This window comes from Sphaerochaeta sp. PS (genome assembly GCF_032144095.1).
GTDB lineage: Bacteria > Spirochaetota > Spirochaetia > Sphaerochaetales > Sphaerochaetaceae > Sphaerochaeta.
Map to the genome: position 1 here is coordinate 140,958 of NZ_JAVSNJ010000004.1, position 17,616 is coordinate 158,573.

18 protein-coding genes are annotated in these 17,616 nt (G+C 52.6%); 4 read left to right on the forward strand and 14 right to left on the reverse strand.

Translation table 11 applies throughout. The features are described 5' to 3' along the window. Positions 1–30 precede the first annotated feature (30 nt). The 12 genes from ROJ03_RS06325 to ROJ03_RS06380 form a co-directional block, all read right to left on the reverse strand. Complete coding sequence (locus ROJ03_RS06325) at positions 31–1,041, reverse strand: tripartite tricarboxylate transporter substrate binding protein (protein WP_313726162.1); 1,011 nt, start codon at positions 1,039–1,041, stop codon at positions 31–33. Further along, positions 1,038–2,066, reverse strand: a complete 1,029-nt coding sequence (locus ROJ03_RS06330) for a LacI family DNA-binding transcriptional regulator (protein ID WP_313726163.1) — start codon at positions 2,064–2,066, stop codon at positions 1,038–1,040. Before ROJ03_RS06330 ends, ROJ03_RS06325 begins: the two co-directional genes overlap by 4 nt. A 225-nt stretch (positions 2,067–2,291) precedes the next feature. Next, positions 2,292–2,705 (reverse strand): universal stress protein, encoded by a 414-nt coding sequence (locus ROJ03_RS06335; protein ID WP_313726164.1) that lies wholly within the window; start codon positions 2,703–2,705, stop codon positions 2,292–2,294. Further along, complete coding sequence (locus ROJ03_RS06340; RefSeq protein ID WP_313726165.1) at positions 2,705–3,937, reverse strand: Nramp family divalent metal transporter; 1,233 nt, start codon at positions 3,935–3,937, stop codon at positions 2,705–2,707. Before ROJ03_RS06340 ends, ROJ03_RS06335 begins: the two co-directional genes overlap by 1 nt. Positions 3,938–4,093: 156 nt before the next feature. Then, positions 4,094–4,963 (reverse strand): carbohydrate ABC transporter permease, encoded by an 870-nt coding sequence (locus ROJ03_RS06345; protein ID WP_313726166.1) that lies wholly within the window; start codon positions 4,961–4,963, stop codon positions 4,094–4,096. A 1-nt stretch (position 4,964) separates the two neighbouring features. After that, positions 4,965–5,900, reverse strand: a complete 936-nt coding sequence (locus ROJ03_RS06350) for an ABC transporter permease subunit (RefSeq protein ID WP_313726167.1) — start codon at positions 5,898–5,900, stop codon at positions 4,965–4,967. A 52-nt stretch (positions 5,901–5,952) separates the two neighbouring features. Continuing rightward, on the reverse strand, positions 5,953–7,494 hold the full coding sequence (locus tag ROJ03_RS06355) for an extracellular solute-binding protein (RefSeq protein WP_313726168.1): 1,542 nt from the start codon (positions 7,492–7,494) through the stop codon (positions 5,953–5,955). Positions 7,495–7,676: 182 nt separating this feature from the next. Continuing rightward, the gene (locus ROJ03_RS06360; RefSeq protein WP_313726169.1) at positions 7,677–8,864 is read right to left on the reverse strand and encodes an anhydro-N-acetylmuramic acid kinase; all 1,188 of its coding nucleotides are present in this window, start codon (positions 8,862–8,864) and stop codon (positions 7,677–7,679) included. Then, the gene (locus ROJ03_RS06365) at positions 8,861–9,340 is read right to left on the reverse strand and encodes a GNAT family N-acetyltransferase (protein ID WP_313726170.1); all 480 of its coding nucleotides are present in this window, start codon (positions 9,338–9,340) and stop codon (positions 8,861–8,863) included. Before ROJ03_RS06365 ends, ROJ03_RS06360 begins: the two co-directional genes overlap by 4 nt. A gap of 9 nt (positions 9,341–9,349) precedes the next feature. Next, complete coding sequence (gene nagZ / locus ROJ03_RS06370; RefSeq protein ID WP_313726171.1) at positions 9,350–10,879, reverse strand: beta-N-acetylhexosaminidase; 1,530 nt, start codon at positions 10,877–10,879, stop codon at positions 9,350–9,352. Between the two features lie 11 nt (positions 10,880–10,890). Continuing rightward, positions 10,891–12,036, reverse strand: coding sequence for a DUF1343 domain-containing protein (locus ROJ03_RS06375; protein WP_313726172.1), 1,146 nt, complete (start codon positions 12,034–12,036; stop codon positions 10,891–10,893). A gap of 54 nt (positions 12,037–12,090) precedes the next feature. Next, positions 12,091–12,966 (reverse strand): MurR/RpiR family transcriptional regulator, encoded by an 876-nt coding sequence (locus tag ROJ03_RS06380; RefSeq protein ID WP_313726173.1) that lies wholly within the window; start codon positions 12,964–12,966, stop codon positions 12,091–12,093. A gap of 88 nt (positions 12,967–13,054) precedes the next feature. Between ROJ03_RS06380 and ROJ03_RS06385 the strand changes: the two genes are divergently transcribed. Together ROJ03_RS06385 and ROJ03_RS06390 are read left to right on the forward strand one after the other, a co-directional pair. After that, positions 13,055–13,981: an N-acetylglucosamine kinase gene (locus ROJ03_RS06385; RefSeq protein ID WP_313726174.1), complete on the forward strand. Its 927-nt coding sequence runs from the start codon at positions 13,055–13,057 to the stop codon at positions 13,979–13,981. 143 nt (positions 13,982–14,124) lie between these two features. Further along, complete coding sequence (locus ROJ03_RS06390) at positions 14,125–14,415, forward strand: hypothetical protein (RefSeq protein WP_313726175.1); 291 nt, start codon at positions 14,125–14,127, stop codon at positions 14,413–14,415. A 270-nt stretch (positions 14,416–14,685) separates the two neighbouring features. Here the strand turns inward: ROJ03_RS06390 and ROJ03_RS06395 are convergent, their stop codons facing one another. Continuing rightward, positions 14,686–14,901 (reverse strand): hypothetical protein, encoded by a 216-nt coding sequence (locus ROJ03_RS06395; RefSeq protein WP_313726180.1) that lies wholly within the window; start codon positions 14,899–14,901, stop codon positions 14,686–14,688. A 69-nt stretch (positions 14,902–14,970) separates the two neighbouring features. Next, positions 14,971–15,516, reverse strand: coding sequence for a glutathione peroxidase (locus tag ROJ03_RS06400; protein WP_313726176.1), 546 nt, complete (start codon positions 15,514–15,516; stop codon positions 14,971–14,973). Positions 15,517–16,015: 499 nt separating this feature from the next. Here ROJ03_RS06400 and ROJ03_RS06410 point away from each other — a divergent pair, with 499 nt between their 5' ends. After that, entirely contained in the window at positions 16,016–16,567 is a 552-nt protein-coding gene (locus tag ROJ03_RS06410) for a hypothetical protein (protein ID WP_313726177.1), read from the forward strand. Positions 16,568–16,825: 258 nt separating this feature from the next. After that, positions 16,826–17,365, forward strand: coding sequence for a hypothetical protein (locus ROJ03_RS06415; protein WP_313726178.1), 540 nt, complete (start codon positions 16,826–16,828; stop codon positions 17,363–17,365). The last annotated feature ends 251 nt before the right edge of the window (positions 17,366–17,616 follow it).

Genomic DNA, 17,616 nt, shown 5'->3' on the forward strand with positions numbered 1-17,616 from the left:
GAACCTGTACACCCTGGAAACAAAGGAAGCTTAGCGGGTAAAGCCAAACTTTGCGGGATCGATTGCAACAGCACCTGCATCAAACATGAGGTAGGCAGCCTTGCTTGCAAAGGTGTCAAGATACTTCTGGGATTCAGCCCTTCCCATTGGGATGGCAACGAAACTCTTCAGCTTGACAAAGTCGAGGAAAGCCTTGTCCTTGACAGCAAATGCAAATGCATCGTCAAGTACAGCAAGCTTGTCTTCGCTCAGGCCCTTGGGAAGCAGGATACCGGTAACCTCGCCCATGGGCAGGAATTTTGCAGCCTCAGGGTAGTCCTTTCCGATTGACTTCACTACGACACCAGGAGCAAGCTCGATATCACCATCAGAGAGGGTTCCCAGGCAACGCACGTCGCCACTGATGATAAGGTCCTTGTATTCGGCAAGGAGCTGTGGGCAGAAGTCCACTTCACCAGCAAGGGTTGCAGTCAGGGCAGGGCCACCGCCAGCATAGGTGATATGCTTGTAGGGAGCTCCGGCAATAGCCTTCACGACTTCAGCACCAAAGTGACCACCTGATCCGATACCAGCAGTTCCTGCTGTGATCTTGCCAGGGTTTGCCCTGATGGCAGCAACAAGGTCGCCGAAGGTCTTGTAGGGGGAGTTCTTGGGTACGATGATCGCATTGGGTGCGAATGTGGCAATCCAGATATCCCAATCGCGGTAGGTCTTGTCGGTGTAACCGTTGATGGGCATGGTGGTGAAGGCCAGCATACCGTTGGCAAGCAGGGTGTACCCGTCTACCTTGGAATTCTGGACGTTCAGGGAACCTGCGCTTCCACCGGCTCCGGGTGTGTTGACTACGTTGATGGTGGTACCCATCTTCTGTCCCATGGCGTTGGCCAGGGCACGTCCGGTCAGGTCAGTTGTTCCACCAGCACCATACGGGACCGTCATGTTAATGGACTTGGTGGGATAGGTTTCTTCTGCTGCGCCTTGGGCGAAACAGAAACCGACAGCCAGCAAAAGCACTATGCATACAGCTAGAGTCTTCTTCATTCTTCTCTCCTATTCGAAATATCATAAACAGAACTTCCTTCCACTAAGGAACAATCCTGAATTATGTGCTGAAATGGAATATCCTCTTCACTCTGGATTTGCGCCAGAAGGAGGTTTGCCGCTTTCTTACCTAGGGCCAGGTCGTGCATGTCCACATGGGTAAAGTCATTGGTACCAGCGTTTACCCACTCGGGACTCCCGATGATGACCACCGAAACCTGCTGGGGAATAGCGATCTTCCTCTCTGAAAGGCATTTGATGCCGCCCAAGGCCTGTACATTGAAGCCGAAGAAGATGGCGGTGATGTCGGGCTGGCTATCCAGAAGGCGGGCGGTGAGCCTGTAGCCCGATTCCTGGGAGAAATCTCCCTCTGCCACATAAACCTGGGCACCAAACTCCTTGGCAACGTGCAAGACCGCCTCACGCCTTGCATCAAGGTCCTTGATCTTGCTATCCCAACCGACATAGCCAAGGGTGCGGTGCCCCTTCTCCATGAGATGGCGGGCACCCACAGAGCCACAGCCATAGTTGTTCGTGGCGACCCAGAAGAAATCCCCTACATCGGTAAGCGGGCGGTCCACGACCACCATCTTCATCCCCACCCTTCTGACAAGGGCAGTATTCTCACTACCGTTTGCAGTCGGGGTGATGATGATGCCATCGACCCGTTGCTGGACCATCCGATTGAGGATGGCCTTCTCCCGCTCGGGCTTGTCCAGGGTATTGCAGATAATGAGGTCATAGCCGTGCTTCACGAAGATTGCCTCGCTGGCGATGATGATCCTGGTGAAGAACTGGTTCTCAAACTGTGGGATCATGATGCCTATGAGCTTGCGCTTTTTTCCCTTCAGGGAGGAGGCGCCATTACACTTGACGTAATCGAGCTCCTGGGCAGCAGAGAGAACCTTGCGTTTGGTCTCTTCGCTGATGTATCTGCCCTCTTTCTCATTGAGGACGTACGACACCGTGGCTGCGGTTGTTCCAGCCAGTTTCGCTACGTCTTTTAGGGTTGCATAGTTTTTCAATGAGAGCTCCTTACCCATAGGCAAACGTTTGCTTACTCGCATAAGCGTGTAGGCAATCGATTGCCTACCTATAGCATACAGGAGATTCTCAAGTTGTCAATATATATTTATTGATTATTTCCCAAGTGTATTTTTTTCATTTCATCGCCTTCTGGGTGCCAGAAAGCCTGGAATCTTCAGAATCCAGGCTTTCAAAGCGCAAGAAGACAAGGATTACAAAACGTCCTATTCTGCTGGCTTGACCATGAGCAACGGGGTTTTTACCGTATGCTTGAGATGGTGGGAGACACTGCCATAGAGCAGGTCACCAAAACCCTTGTGGCCATGGGTCCCCATTGCCACCAGGTCATAGGGACCTTGGTTGATCTCCTTCTCAAGTTCAACCTCCGGCTCTCCACTCAAAAGAAGCTTGGTCACAGCCCCGGCCTGTGCAGCAAGGAACTGGGTGTAGACCTCCTCCAGGCAGGTATCGGCCTGGTCCTTGAGGGCTCGGTCCTGGTCGAGGGTGTGCGAATGGACAACATGAACCAGGGTAACGTCGGTTTTAGAGCCTTCCAACAGCTTGAGGACAAGTTCGATGATCGCCTTATCGGCATAGGAACAATCGATGAGAACCAGTATGTGTGAGAAGGGAGACATCATACACCTCCTGAAAAGGTTGAATACAACAAATACATGTTGAGCAGGATGACAACGGCTGATATGCCGATCATCGCGGAAAACTCAAGGACACTGCTCTTGAATGCCCCCATGATCTTCTTTTTCCGGCAAAGGTAGAGCAAGGGTATCAAGGTGAAAGGAAGCTGGATACTGAGGATGACCTGGCTAAAGATCAGGATCTTGTAGGTATCCATCCCAAGCAGAATGATCAGGAAGGAGGGAATGGCGGTAACGAAGGTTGCTACCCGATAGAGCAAGGTCTTTGGGTCCTCAGGTTGACCGAGAAAACCTGTTATGACATTCACCTCAGCCATCGAGGAGGTTACTGAGGACCCCACTCCGGAAAATACCAGAGCCACGGCAAAAAAGAACCCTGCCAGGGGTCCGGCAAGAGGAACCAGTGTCTTGGAGGCTTCCTCAATGCTGGTGATAACCAATCCGTTACCATGGAACACCTTTGCAGCCACAATGATCATCGCCCCATTTACCAGCAACCCCAATACAAGGGAGGTGGTGGTATCGATACGCTCATATTTGAGCAAGGACAATTTTTCCTTGTCGTCGATACCCCATTGACGGGAGTGGATCACATTGGAGTGCAGGAAGATGTTGTGTGGCATCACCACTGCCCCGATCATCCCCATTGCGATGTAGATGCTTGAGGAACTCAACCGGGGTACGACAAACGAAGGGAGAGCCTGGCCCCAGTCCGGTTTGACAAGTATCAGTTCGGCAAGGTAGCAGAGGGCAATGACGCCGAGGAACCCAATGATGGTACGCTCAAGCTTGTGGTACCGTTGCCCTACGATAAGGAAGACCTCCAGGAACACCGTAAGGAGGGCACCGAACCAGAGAGGAAGACGAAACAGGAGCTGAAAGCCGATGGCCGCACCTAGCAGTTCTGCGACGTCGGTCGCGACACAGGCACCTACCACCGTCAATCCGACAATGGCCGTAATGGGTTTCGGTAGATGCTCGCGGATGTTAACTGCCAAGGATTTACCCGTAGCAATGCCCAGCTTGGCCGCTGTATGTTGGATTACCATCAGCATAAGGGTACTCAGGGTTATGACCCACAGCAGGGTATATCCAAACCTTGAGCCACCCTCAATGTTTGTTGCCCAGTTCCCTGGGTCGATAAAGCCTACGGTAATGAGGAAACCGGGGCCAAGGAACGATAGGATTTTCTTAAGTTTGCCTTTCTCTTGCATAATGGATAACTATACTCCTCCGACCCGGAGATTCCAATATACATGTGCAAAAATAGTACGAGCATAGATAGGTTGGCCCTTATGCAATTGCTCTCTCCAACCACCAGGAAGAAATGAGCTGGCAAGCATTTTTCTCCTCACATCACCTTGGATACCCTACCCTTTTACGGCACCTATCATGACACCCTTTACGAAATACCGTTGCAGGAAGGGGTATAGGACGATGATGGGCAGGGTGCTGGTTATGATGACAGCACTCTTGATGGATATGGCAATGGTTGTCTTGTCCCCCGATCCGGCGGCATCGCCGACCATGCTTGTCCCGGTAACGATGTTCCGCAAAAAGAGCATGACTGGGAACTGGGAACTCTTGAGGTAGATCAGGCCGTTGAACCAGTCGTTCCAGAAAAAGACTGCGGTGTAGAGACCTACCGTAGCGAGGGCTGCCCCACTGAGGGGAAGGATGATCCTGATGAGGATGCCGAAGTAGTCCAGCCCATCGATGATGGCAGCCTCCTCCAGGTCATTGGGGATCGAACGGAAGAAGTTGATGAGCAGTATCAGGTTGAACTGGTTGATGGCAAAGGGGAGCAACATCGCCCAGCGGGTATTGACCAGGTGCAACGAAGAGACCAGAAGGTAGTTGGGGATGAGCCCACCGGTGAAGAACATCGAGAAAATCACCAGTTTCATCAGGGTCTTTTGCCCCCTGAGCTTGCTTTTGCTCAAGGGATAGGCAAAGAGGACCATCAGGCCAAGGGAGATGGCACTACCTGCAAAGGTGTAGAAGAGGGTATTCCCATAGGCATGGAAGAAGTTCGGGTAGGTGAAGATCTGTTTGTAGGATTCAAGGTTGAATCCCTTTGGCCAGAGAAACACCTCGTTGTTGATGATGGCCTTCGGGCTGGAAAGCGAGAGGGCTATCATATAGACAAACGGGGTCAGACAGAGAAGAAGAGAGGTGAGCATCACCAGATTGACAAAGAGGTTGAACAGGCGGTAGGAAAAAGTCTTGTATTGCCTCATATCAGTATATCCCATCGCCAGTAAGGCGTTTGCTCAGGCTGTTGCTTCCTGCGACAAGGATTATGCCTATGATACCACTGAACAGGCCGATGGCAGTAGCATAGGAGTAGTTCTGGTTTGCAAGACCTGTGCGGTAGACCAGGGTATCGATGATATCGCTGACCATGCTGTTGTCAGGGGTGTACATCAACAGGACCTTCTCAAAGCCCAAGGAGAGCAGCCGCCCCACGTTGAGGATGAGCATCACCATGATGGTGGGCATGATGGAGGGGATGGTGATATAGAGAATCTGTTGGCTCTTGTTGGCCCCATCGATGGTAGCCGCCTCATAGAGGTCCTGGGGAATGGCTGTGATGGCCGCCAGATAGATGATGGCAGTCCATCCGGTATACTGCCAGGTGTCCACCAGGATGTAGATAAGGCGAAAGAAGGTAGTGTCATTCATGAAGTAGATGGCTTTCTGTCCAAGGACCTTCATGCGGAAGAGGTTGACGATACCCGAGGATGGGGAGAGCAACTCCCCAAGGATGGCGATCACCACCACAGTGGAGATGAACCGGGGCATGTAGGAGACTGTCTGCACAACCTTCTTGAAAGCCAGATGGCGCACCTCGTTTACCAGGATGGCAAAGATGATGGGGATGGGAAAGTTGACCACCAGGTTGAGCAAACTCAAGACCAGGGTATTCCTGAAGGCCCTCCAGAAGGCGGGATCCTCGAAAAACCGTCTGAAATAGGTAAGGCCCACCCATTCGGTTCCCCAAGCACCCATTCCTGGACGGTAGCGGCGGAAGGCCAGGACGTTCCCAACCATCGGTACATACTTGAAGATGATGAAATACAAAAGAGGGAGGACGATCATCAGATAGAGTTGCCAATATCTGGCCAGGTACTTTCTGGTCGTAATCGTTTGGTCAGCAGAATCCGGTCTCTTCATCCATCCCTCCAGGAACAGCTGCCCTGCCAGAACCCTGGCAGGGCAGAACCCATTACAGACTGGTGTTATACAGGTCGGTGAACTTCTCGATGCCCAGGGCCTTCATCTCCTTGACATAGGCATCCCAATCACGGCCGATATCCTTGCTTCCTGTCAGGAAGGCCGAATTCCACCGTTCAAATGCATCGGAAAGCGGAGTCTGCAAGGTCCCAGCCTGTTCGGCCTGACGATCGTCAAACTTCGGGTTTGGGGGAATGGCCTGAATGACGTCTCCAATGGCCTCAACTTCAGCGTTGATCCGTGCATAGTTCTCATCATACTTGGTCATCTCACGGGAATTTACCCATACCATCTGGGTGACATCACTGCCGCAGCCGTACTTGACCTGCAGGCTCTTGTAGATACCTTCACTTGAGTTGAGAATCTCAGGGACGAACTGGACTTTCCCATCCTTCATGGTGTAGGTAATTCCCTCAACCCCAAGGCACCAGAGCTTGGCATTCTCCGTGGAGAAGAACATCTCATCGACGGCCCTTACCAGAAGCTCAAAATCGGCCCGTTTGGAGGTCTTGATCGGGAAAAGGATTCCACTTCCTGTCTTGCTCTTGGGCTGGTGGTGTGCCCCGGCAGGCCCAGCCAGGGCTGGATACATCTGCAACTTGAACCCTGGGATGGTAGTCGTTGCCGTTACCCCTCCGACCTGGTCATAGTAGGCATAGGTTGCCATGGACTTTCCGGTGGCAAGCTTCTGAGACCACTTGTCCCCATCGATGGGGTCAGCCATCTCAGGATCGAGCAACCCTTCGGCGTAGAGCTTGTGGAAAAAGGTAATGTAGCTCTTGTACTCTTCGCTGATGGCACCGGCAAAGTAGCGTTTGTTGGCATAATCCCAACTGAGGGTGTTGGTACCACTTGCTCCATTCTTGCCAAGTGAGATACCCCAGGAAGGCATCGTCATTCGGTAGAGGACCCGAGGCCCTGCAAGGATGGTCAGCGGATAGGAAGCAGGGTTATTCTGCTTGAACACCTTCAGTACATTGTAGAGCTCATCAAAGGTCTTCGGTGCCTTCAGGTTGTACTTGGCCAACAGGTCCTCCCGAAGTATCAGGCCTCCATCATAGAAGGGAACATCAAAGAGCGAAGGGAGGAAGTAGCGCTTGCCGTCCTTCAGCTTCAGGCCAGCAACATCGTCACCTAGGCCAAACTCCTTTACCCTTGCATTGAAATTCGGTGTCCATGCCTCATAGTCGCTGATGGGGACCAAGGCACCATTGAGGGCCAAAGCTGCATTCTCGCCTTTGGTGGACTGATAGAGGATCACATCAGGGGCATTGGTCCCGGTATTCAGGGCCAGAGAAACTTTCGTCTGGTAGTCGGCGATGGGGATAATCTCAAACTCCACCTTGGCATTCACCCGCTTCTGTGCCTCGGTTACCGTCAGCCAATCCTGCTTGAACGGAAGTGTGGCATTGTCCGAATAGTACAGGGAAAATGCGATGGGACCATCACTCTTTTTCTCTTGCACACCTGCAGAACTCAGAGTTAGTGCAACCGCCATGAAAACCAACAGAGTAACACATAGGGTTTTCTTCATAGACCCCTCCTTGCATATTTGAAAAACCGCAGTGCGGTGTTTCGTGCAATCGGTCCCTCAGGGTGTTGTACAATGCTTAGCAGGATGAGTGAGGAGCTCTTGTGTAGTATAGACCGCGAAATGTTGCCAGAGCAATAAACATTTTTATAAAAACCAAAAAATAGTATGAAAATATTTTCCAGCTACAGGATAATCTTTCCCATAACCACCGCATGGGAGGCCCCGGTAGCCTTCACCAGCGTGTTTTCCCTTCCACAAACAGCCTCATTGGCCAAGATGGCAAAGGCAACAGCCTCCTTGCTGTCGCTATTGTGGCCAAGCCCTTCCTGGGTAAGGACCTCAACAGAGGGCAACAGGCGCCCGATGGCCCTCACCAGGATCATATTGTGGCTACCTCCCCCACTGACTATCAACTGGTCTATGGGAACGGAAGAGAATAGTTCAACAGAGCGTTGCACACAGAGAGCGGTATATTCAGTAGCAGTCGCCAGAAGATCCAGGAGGGAGAGGCCCATGGACATTGCCTGCCTCTGCAGGGCATCGACATAGTGGGAACCATATCGTTCCCTGCCGGTGGTCTTCGGAGGAGGGAGTCGGAGGTATTCATCCTCACCCTCCATCCATGCCAGCAATGCAAAGTTGACGATCCCCTTGCTTGCCGTCTTGCCACCTTCATCAAAAAGAGAACGCCCCTCGCTGAAGCGATAGATGAGCTCGTCGATCACCATGTTCCCAGGCCCTGTATCAAAGGCGACGACCTCTTCAGGGGTGCATGCCTTTGGTAGGATGGTGATGTTTCCCACCCCACCCAGATTGAGCAGCGCCACGCTGATGCTGTCCTGGCGAAAAAGCAGATAGTCGGTATAGGGAACCAGGGGTGCCCCTTGACCTCCTGCGGCCATATCCCTGACCCGAAAATCACTGACGGTGGTGCAGCGAAATTCCTCGGCAAGCAGGGATGCCTCCCCTACCTGTAAGGTACCCCGCACCTGGGAACCGAAATACTCCTGCCCCCTTGGAATATGGTAGAGGGTGTGGCCGTGACTGCCGATGAGGTCAATGGCACTGTAGGGTGTAGAGGTCTTTTCACACAGCTGTTTTGCAGCCTCGACAAAGAGCTCGCCCAGACGGAAACTGGCAAGGCAGAGCTCTTCACTGCCTCCGCTCTTGCCTTGGGAGAGCAAGAGCAAACGCTTGCGGAAGGAGGGCTCGTAGGGGAGTGAGACAAAACCAAGCTCCTCGACCCGGGTAGCAAGCCCGTTTCCATGGAGACGCACCAGCGAGGCATCGATACCGTCACAGCTGGTACCACTCATCAGGCCAATGACCAGCTTTTCTTCCTTTGAGGCCAGAGCCTCTACCCTTCTCATGGCTTTACCCCCAGATAGTCCTTGTAGATCCCTGGCTTGGACCCCTCTATCAGGGTTGCCCCAACACACTTCTCATAAAACTGCACGGGGCCGACCCCACCGATGATGGCATATCCGTAGCCCTGGTCCTTCAGGGCATAGAGGCTCTTGAGCAACAGGGCCTTTCCGATTCCTTTGCCCTGCTCAGCTTCCAGGACCCTGGTAGGACCAAAGAAGTTGGGGGCCGTGGCATTGTAGCAGGCAAAGCCCAGGATCTCAGATCCCCTGGTGGCAAGGAAGAGGGAGATGGGGGTATGGGAAAAACAGACATCCGCCTCCCCCACAGCCCCTTGGGTGGAGTGCTCGCCTATCCAGGCCAGGATGCGCACCTTGTCAGGGGCCATGGCACGGCGAATCTGGAGCCCCAGACCATCCATCTGCTGGAGGATAGTCTCCAACTCAGGCAATGCATACAGTTTTACCAACATATCAGGCATAGCGACCTCCTACAGTGTTACCGGGACGTTTCCCGTTGCGACAATCTCCTGGGTCAGTAGTTTTGCCAAAGCATCAAAGAGATCGCGCGTATAGGCAAAGGCGGCAATGGTATGGACATTGGCAGGAAGATCTGCCAGGTCGTACGGGTTGCGTAGCGCTATCGCACAGATGGGAAGGCCAAGGGTGCTGAGGCGTCTGACCAAATCCAGTTGCCCTAGGTGCAGATGCCCATTATAGGTGGCCACCACCAGGGAACTGTAGTAGGGGGCCTTGTTTGCCACCTCCTCTATCTCTGCAGCCTCAGGATTGTCGGAGAGAACCAGGGAGCCTCCAGGAATGCGCTTTTCCATTTCAGAGGCGAAGGAGAGCATCTCCTCGTCATTGGATACATTGGTTGCCTTGAAGCATCGGGGCCCGACAAACAGGGGCTTGTCCCCAAGGATGAAGCCTTGGTCATTGACCAGGCAGAGGGATTTTTCCACCAACAGCTGTGAACGGAGGCTGTGCTCTCTACTGCCTACAACCGAGAAGTCGACGCTATCCTGCTCAGAGAGCATCCTTTTTGCAAGCAGTATCTTCCTGGTAGAGAGGTCCAGCTCCTCCTCACTGAGGCTCTTGTCAAGCAATGCCTGTTTGACACGCTCGATGGCCTTGCAGGCAAGACCAACATGGTGGCTGATACAGACCATGTCCACTCCCGCCTGTAGGGCAGAGAGGGAAGCCTCGACAGTTCCATAGTAGCGGCCAATTGCCTGCATCTCCATGCAGTCAGTGAAGACCAGGCCTTTGAAGCCCAGCTCCCCCTTGAGAAAATCGGTGATGATGGCGCGGCTCATTGTCGCAGGGAGATACTTCTTTTCCAGTGCTGGAAATAGGATATGGCTGCTCATGATGCCTTGTATCCCTGCTAGGACAGCGGCTCTGAAGGGAGCGATATGCTCCTCCAGGGCCTCCAGGTCGGCATCAACGGTAGGGAGGGCGAGATGGGAGTCAAGATGGGTATCCCCATGGCCAGGGAAGTGTTTCCCTACAGCCATGATGCCCTGGCTTTGCAACCCTTCGGCCATGGCCAGGCCATACTCTATGACCCTCTCCTTTGTGTCGCCGTAGCTGCGTACCCCAATGACAGGATTCTCCTTGTTACTGTTCACATCCAGCACCGGGGCAAAGTCGCAGTTGATGCCCAAGGCCCTCAGTTCGCTTGCGGTGATGGTACCCGCCTCATAGGCAGAGGCCCTTTCCCCTGTAGCACTGATGGCCATGGCCCCTGGGACGTTGGTGCAGTCAGCGCTGAGTCGGGTCACCATACCCCCCTCCTGGTCAATGCCGATGAGGGCATCGGTTCCGCACTCCTTGCGGACCAGGGCCTGGATCGATTCACAGAGGGTTCTTACCTGGGCCTTGCTCTCAATGTTACGGGCAAAGAGGATGACATTGGCTATCTTATAGGTTCTGACAGCCTCTATGAAGGTCTCGTCCATGGTTGTTCCGGGAAACCCACAGACGAAGTGCTGTCCAATCTTGGTTGTTCTATTCACAATCTTCTCCTTCATCCATAGAGATGGTATGGTTTTTTCTTCTTGGCAAAGGCTTCGCTTTGGCTTCTCCACCTCTGGACAAGCTTCTCAACATCGTTGAGCAGCAAGGGTATGCTCCCCTTGCCGGCAAGCCTTTCAAAGCCTGACAACGATCTTTCATGGTGGGTTGGCAGGAATACAAACTCTGTTGGATACTCTTCCGCTATGAGGCTGATAAGGCGGAGTGCCGTCTCTACAGGCCTAAAGCGATTCTTGTCCAACAGATGCAGATACAAACCCTTACACATCTGGTTGGCGTACTTGCTCGCACTGGGGGTGAAATGTGCTGGGGTAAAGGCCACCCCGTCCAGGGCGAGGGCGTTTGCCTCCCTTGCCAGGGAGAACGGGTCGATGAAAGGACTGCCTATCAGCTCAAAGGGGGCACTGGTACCCCGCCCTTCACTGAGGTTCGTCCCCTCAAACAAACACATCCCCGCATAGAGCAAAGCGGTGGAAAAGTGCCCGATGGCTGGGCTGGTCATGATCCAAGGGCGTTGGATGTCGTCAAAATATTGGGTTCGTTTCCAGGATAGGAGGGGCACCACGGTGAGGTCACAGCCTAGAGCCTCTGTTGCATTGAGGTAGAGGGCCAACTCCCCGATGGTAAGGCCATAGCGGATGGGTATCGCTGCCGGTCCAACAAAGCTGAAGGAGTCCCCACCGAGGAGGTTTCCTTCAACCACCTCCCCACCAAGGGGGTTGGGCCGGTCCAGGACAATGAGAGGAAGGCCAAAGGTTGCACAATCCTTGAGAAGGTTCTTCAACGTTGCAATGTAGGTGTAGAACCGCAATCCAAGGTCCTGGATATCGAATACCAGGGCATCAAGGCCCTCAACCATACTGATCTGGAGTCCCTTGGACTCGGCAGTGTAGAGGCTATGCACCTCTAGCGACCGTTCCTTGTCAAACCAGGATTGCACACTCGATCCCGCACCCTGGTCGGAGTAGAGCCCGTGTTCTGGGGCAAAGAGGGATCTGAGGTTGTACCTGGATGCAAAAAGGTCGATGCTGGAGCACAGATGGGCATCGACGGCACTGGGGGTGGTTACCAGCCCTAGGCGCTTGTTATCAAAAAGATGGGGGTATGTGGAGATACGGTCCAAGCCACAAGTGATCATCTGTACATCCTTCCCTGCTAAGTCTTGCTTGAAGGCGATGAGGCCTTCCCCAATCTACTGCTTTTTCTGGTCGGCGAGACCTGATGCATGGCTTACCGCCTTCCAGGTGGTCGTCAACAACAGCTCTGCATCGGGTCTGCTTGCAATGAGGCTGCTGTACAGGATGTCCACAACCACCAGCTGGTTCAACCGCGAAAGGGTCGCGCCCTGGCGATAGAGGGCCTCACTATCAGGGACGGTGAGTACCACATCAGCGATCTTGGAGAGGGAGTTTCCCCCTACCCTGGTGACAGCAACGACTGTGGCCCCTGCCCTCTTCGCCTGTTGTGCAACCTGGCGCATGGTCTTCGTCTCCCCAGAATAGGAAAAGATGACAGCAACACTCTGCTCGTCCAAGGCACAGGCGTTGACTATCTGCAGGTCAGGTTCACTAGGAAAACTGGCGTACATACCCAGCCTTCCGAGTTTCTGGTAGAGGTCCATGGCGGCAAGGGCCGAGGCTCCGATACCTGCCAAGAGAATCTTCTTGCGGGTAAGCAGCAGCTCTACGGCAATCTCCAACTGGCCGCTGGAGAGGACTCCCTTCAGGGAGGTGATGCTTTCGCAGACGGTATCGACCATCATGGTGGCTATGGACCCTACCCCTTCAGCCTTGGAAAGGTCAAAGATATAGGGGCCCTCGTTCCGGGGTGCACTATTTCCATACACCTCCTGGGCCAAGGCGAGCTTGAGGCTGCCATACCCTTCGAACTGGAGACGTTTGCAGAGCCTGACAACGGCAGCTGTGCTGCTGCCGCTCTCCTTTGCAAGGGTCGTGATGCTCTGCTTTACCGCCAGTGTGGGGTGTTCAAGTAGGTAGGTAGCTACCTTTGCCTCAGAGGGAGAGAGGTATGAGAGTGCTTGTTGTAAGAGAGTGGTACATCCTTCCATACCCCTAGCATACCATACTGGTACATATTTTCATCAACAATTGAAAATATATGTTGCAACAACCACAACCCCATCCCATACTTCCCCCATGAAAGGAATATATTATGGGCTTGATGGAGGGGGCACCCGATGCCGCCTTGCCATCTGGAATGAGGAAAAACAGATAATCTACCAGGATGAGGGGGCAAGCTCCAACCCCTATGCAGTCGGCTTCGAGCAGGCTGCAAAGAATGTGCTCTTGTTGCTGGATAAGGCAAGGGGACAACAGATACTCCAAGGCATGAGCATCAAGGCCTTCTGCTTCGGCAGTGCCGGCCTTGCAAGGCAGGTGGAACAGGCTAAGTGGAAGGCTGTGTTCGACTCCTATTTCATGGAGGATTTTCCCCGGGTTCTGGTAAGTGACGCGGAAATCCTGCTCACAGGCTCACATTTGGATGTCAGCGGCATCGCCCTCATTGCAGGAACCGGGTCGATCTGTATGGGGCGTAATGATCGGGGTGAGACGGTACGCTCAGGAGGCCTGGGCAGTGCCCTGGGCGATGAGGGTTCTGCCTGGTGGATCGCGATCCAGGCTGTCCGCAGGACCCTGAGAAGCAAGGAGGGTCGTGACCTTGAAACAACCATGGATGGTACTATCCGTTCATTTTTCCATCTGGGGGATTTGCAGGAGTGTGTGCCGTTCTTCAATGACAAGAACCTTGCCAAGGCAACCGTCGCCCAGTTTGCCCCGTATGTGACCAGCTTTGCAGACAAGGGGGACCCACTTGCAAAAGCCATCCTCAAGGAGGCAGCAGAAGAGTTGGTACATCTTGTCATCTCCGTGCAAAGCAGGCTTGCCATGCCCTTCAGGCAGCGACTTACCCTCGCAGGGGGAGTCCTGGAGCAGGACAAGACCATCAGGGCACTGTTCCTCAAAGGCCTGCCGTCAGAGATTGTTGTCTGCCCGACAAAAGGGACTGCCCTCGAAGGGGCCCTGGTGTTGGCCTATGCCTGCCATGAGCGAGTATACCTCTAGGGAGAAATACTCCCAGTTTATCCGATTCTCCCAGTGCAGGGCTCATCCAGATCGGGGCATTCACCCCTCTGGAAGAGCTTTTTCATCTCCCCTCCACCCCAAGCTACCTGGTAGCCCTGTTTTTGGGCATCCTCTATACCTGTATGGTAGACGGCCATTTCTCCTTTCATAGCAGTGCCAACATCCCCCGGGCATTGACCAAGCTCGCAATCTACTACCTGCCGTTCCTTCCCCTCTCAACCTGGATTGGTAGGGCCTTGGTTGAGATTGGATGGAACGACTATCAGGTAGTTTCCCTGATGATGATCGCCAACTTCGTAGTAGCGTTTTTCTCAGCAAGTTCTTCATCTACCGTAATGCAGGAAACAAAAGGCCACGAAAACGAAAGATGCGTAGTCCTTTTGGGAACGGCAACACTGCGTAGGAAATCCTAGAGAAGTCTGGCAACCTCTTCGGAGAGCTCTGCCATGTCATGGGTGGGCTCTTCGCGTAGTCAGGATCTGCCTTTGCCAACATGTCGGCAAGGACCGGTGCTATTGGATGATCTGTGGAAAACCTCTCGAATCCCTGCTTCTTCTTCAGATAGGTGAAGAGGGGTATTTCATGCTCCCCGTTTACCTCACCTTTCGCAAATCGGGGAAACTTGGTCCCAAACGTGAGGGTACAGATCTGATATCAGCGTCTGATTCGGGTGCCTGGCCGGCTTACTGGCTGGAAGGAAAATCCAGGATTTCAAAGCCCTTCGCCTTGTATTGCTCATACATCGCTTCGAGTTCGGAATATTGGCAGTTGAACCCACAATGGGTTGCACTGTTCACGATCAGGAGGACTTTTCCTTTGTAGGAGGAGAGGGAGAAGGCTTCACCGTTTCGTCCTGTACCTTCATGCTCATATTCGCTCAGGGGAACCTCCTTATATATTGTGCACTATTGTATTTTCACACTATATAAGGATGGAATAGGGCACTTGCCCATTGGTAAGGAAAAACCCTACAGAAGTTTCTCTATTTCTTGCCTGATGCTTTCAAAGCTTGCCGTTGGCTCGAATCGAGCAATAACCTCACCACGCCTGTCCACGAGAAACTTGGTGAAGTTCCATTTGATGGAAGGGTCCTTCTCAAACTCAGGGTCAGCGTCCCTCATCCGTTTTGTGAGGGAAACACTCTTTTCATGGGAGGGGTCAAATCCTGCAAACCCCTTCTGGGCTTTCAGGTATGCATATAGGGGTGCCTGGTGCTCACCATTGACCTCAAGCTTGGCAAACCGGGGGAACTTGGTTCCATAGGTCAGGGTACAGATCTCGTTGATAGCGGCAATATCCTCAGGTGCCTGTTCCTTGAACTGGTTGCAAGGAAAGTCCAGCACGGCAAAGCCACGCCTGCCATAGAGCTCATACAGCTCTTCCAGCTGAGCATACTGGGGGGTGAACCCACAGCGGGTTGCTGTGTTCACGATCAGAAGCACCGTATTCCGATAGGTGGAAAGAGGAACACTCTCCCCCTTCATCCCGATCACACTGTAGGCATATACACCCATGTTCTCTCCTTATCTTCTTCAGTCACAATGAACTGATGGTAAAATCCTGATGATGGACACCTCTGTATGTCTGATTTACAGGAAGTGCTCCTTGAGTATCCAAGCAAGGATACAGATACCCTTCACCGGGACTAGGTACGAGTCCACTATACACTCAGCTTTGCTGCCTGGATAGTTCTGTTCAGGGCCTAATCCAAACCTATACAAGGATTGTTGGCCAGTTTGCATGGTTTGATACGCTCACTGACAGGGAAAAAGAGCTAGTTGGGCTGATCATCACCGGGCATGACAACCAACAAATTGCTGAGAAACACAACCTCGAAGAGCTGGCTGTCAGCTTGCGGAATAGGGCCGGTTGGAGAAAACAATCACCTACCACTGAGAGGATTCAGAAGATTTAACCATACACATTTTCAATTTTGTCACTATTCTTTCACTCTTTTGTTTATACGTAAGAGAGTGTTTCTATTCCAATGTATGAAAACAAAGAAGGTGGCATATGGACAAACGAAAAATCAGAATACTTTTGGTTGTTACTCTTGCAATTCTCTCCCTCTCTCCTCTCTCAGCAAGAAGCAACAATGTAGCAGTAGGTTTTCAGGCAGGGTTTGCCGCAACTGGATTTGTCGTCGATGTCGGGTTAGGGCCGCTCTACCTCAATGCCGGGCTAAACTACCCCTTGGGGTATTCTTACATCGCAGCCAATACAGACCCCTCAGAAGCCTTCCCCAAGTTGGCAACTGTTACCCTCGACGTTTCCACTGCATTCCCCCTCAGTGACAGTTTTGACCTCAAGCTTGGCTTTGGAGGGATCGCCCTGACCGACTTTGGCCCGTCATTCGGAGGGCTTGCAGGGCCTGTCATCAAAGGAGAGTATTGGATCCCAAACAAGAACTATGGGCTCTTTTTGAACATCAATGTCCCCATTCTTCTCTTTGGAGTCCTGGTAGGTGACTATGACGAAGAAAACACTGCTGCTGTACTTTTCAGCCCCCTGCTTCCTCTTCTTGGCCTGCTAACCACAACGGTGGGAGTCCTCTACAGTTTCTAGGCAACCACATATGTACGTCCATACCCTCGCAGAATCCTGGCAACCTAGCTTGGAGGTACACTACTATATAGCTCTCATGTAGAGACTTTTTTGAAAGGACCTCAACCCTATCAGGGAACCCTGCATACCTACCCTATCGCTACGATTGGTCAAAATTCTCAGTTACTTTTGCCAAGGGCAAGGAGTAGGACTGGACAGAGGGCCAAACCACCCCTCAGAATTGCTCTATATCCTCACATCTGCCTATAGGAGGAACCAATGAGAAGAGTATGGGTGCTTTGCCTGGTCCTTTCTGTTTCCCTTTCACTCTCGGCAAGGGAGAACCCAATTGCAGCGGGCTTCCAGGTCGGCTATGCGATGACCGGGTCTGTAATGGATATCAATCTTGATCTTATATCGGTAAACCTGAGCCTTGGCATCCCCTTGGGATACCCTCAGGTTGCCTCCCTCTTCACCTACGATCCCGACCGTACCGGATATGGGGTATATACCATCTCCACCGATGTAAGCATCTGGCTTCCTCTCAGTGAGGAATTGCTTATCAAGGTAGGGATAGGCTCAATAACCATGACCGACTTCGGCCCTCGGGTAACAGGGGTGGTCGGCCCTGTCTTCAAGGCGGAATATTGGATTTGGGAGAGCAACTCAGCCTTGGTGGTGACCGTCATGGTCCCCATGATGCGGTATGAGAAGATCTCCCATTGGAATGGAGCTACCACCAGGGAGATGCGTTCCATCCCCGGCCTTTCAGAGGATTGGCTCTTGACCAGTTCCATCGGATTGCTCTACGGCTATTAGGGACAGAAAGAGCAATGCTCGCGAAGAGACTTCTTGGTTGAAAAGATACTAAGCAGGATCTTACCCAATTTATGGATATCCCGCAATTTCTCCTGATACTTTTACCATTTCCCTTACCCTCTGAGAAATACGGACAGGGTAGCAAACAATTACCTTGACAGAAAGACAAATCCGTTCAGATACTTATGCATATTTGCTGGAATATGCAAAAAATCAGGGAGGGAGACAATGAACTTCACCATTACAATCAT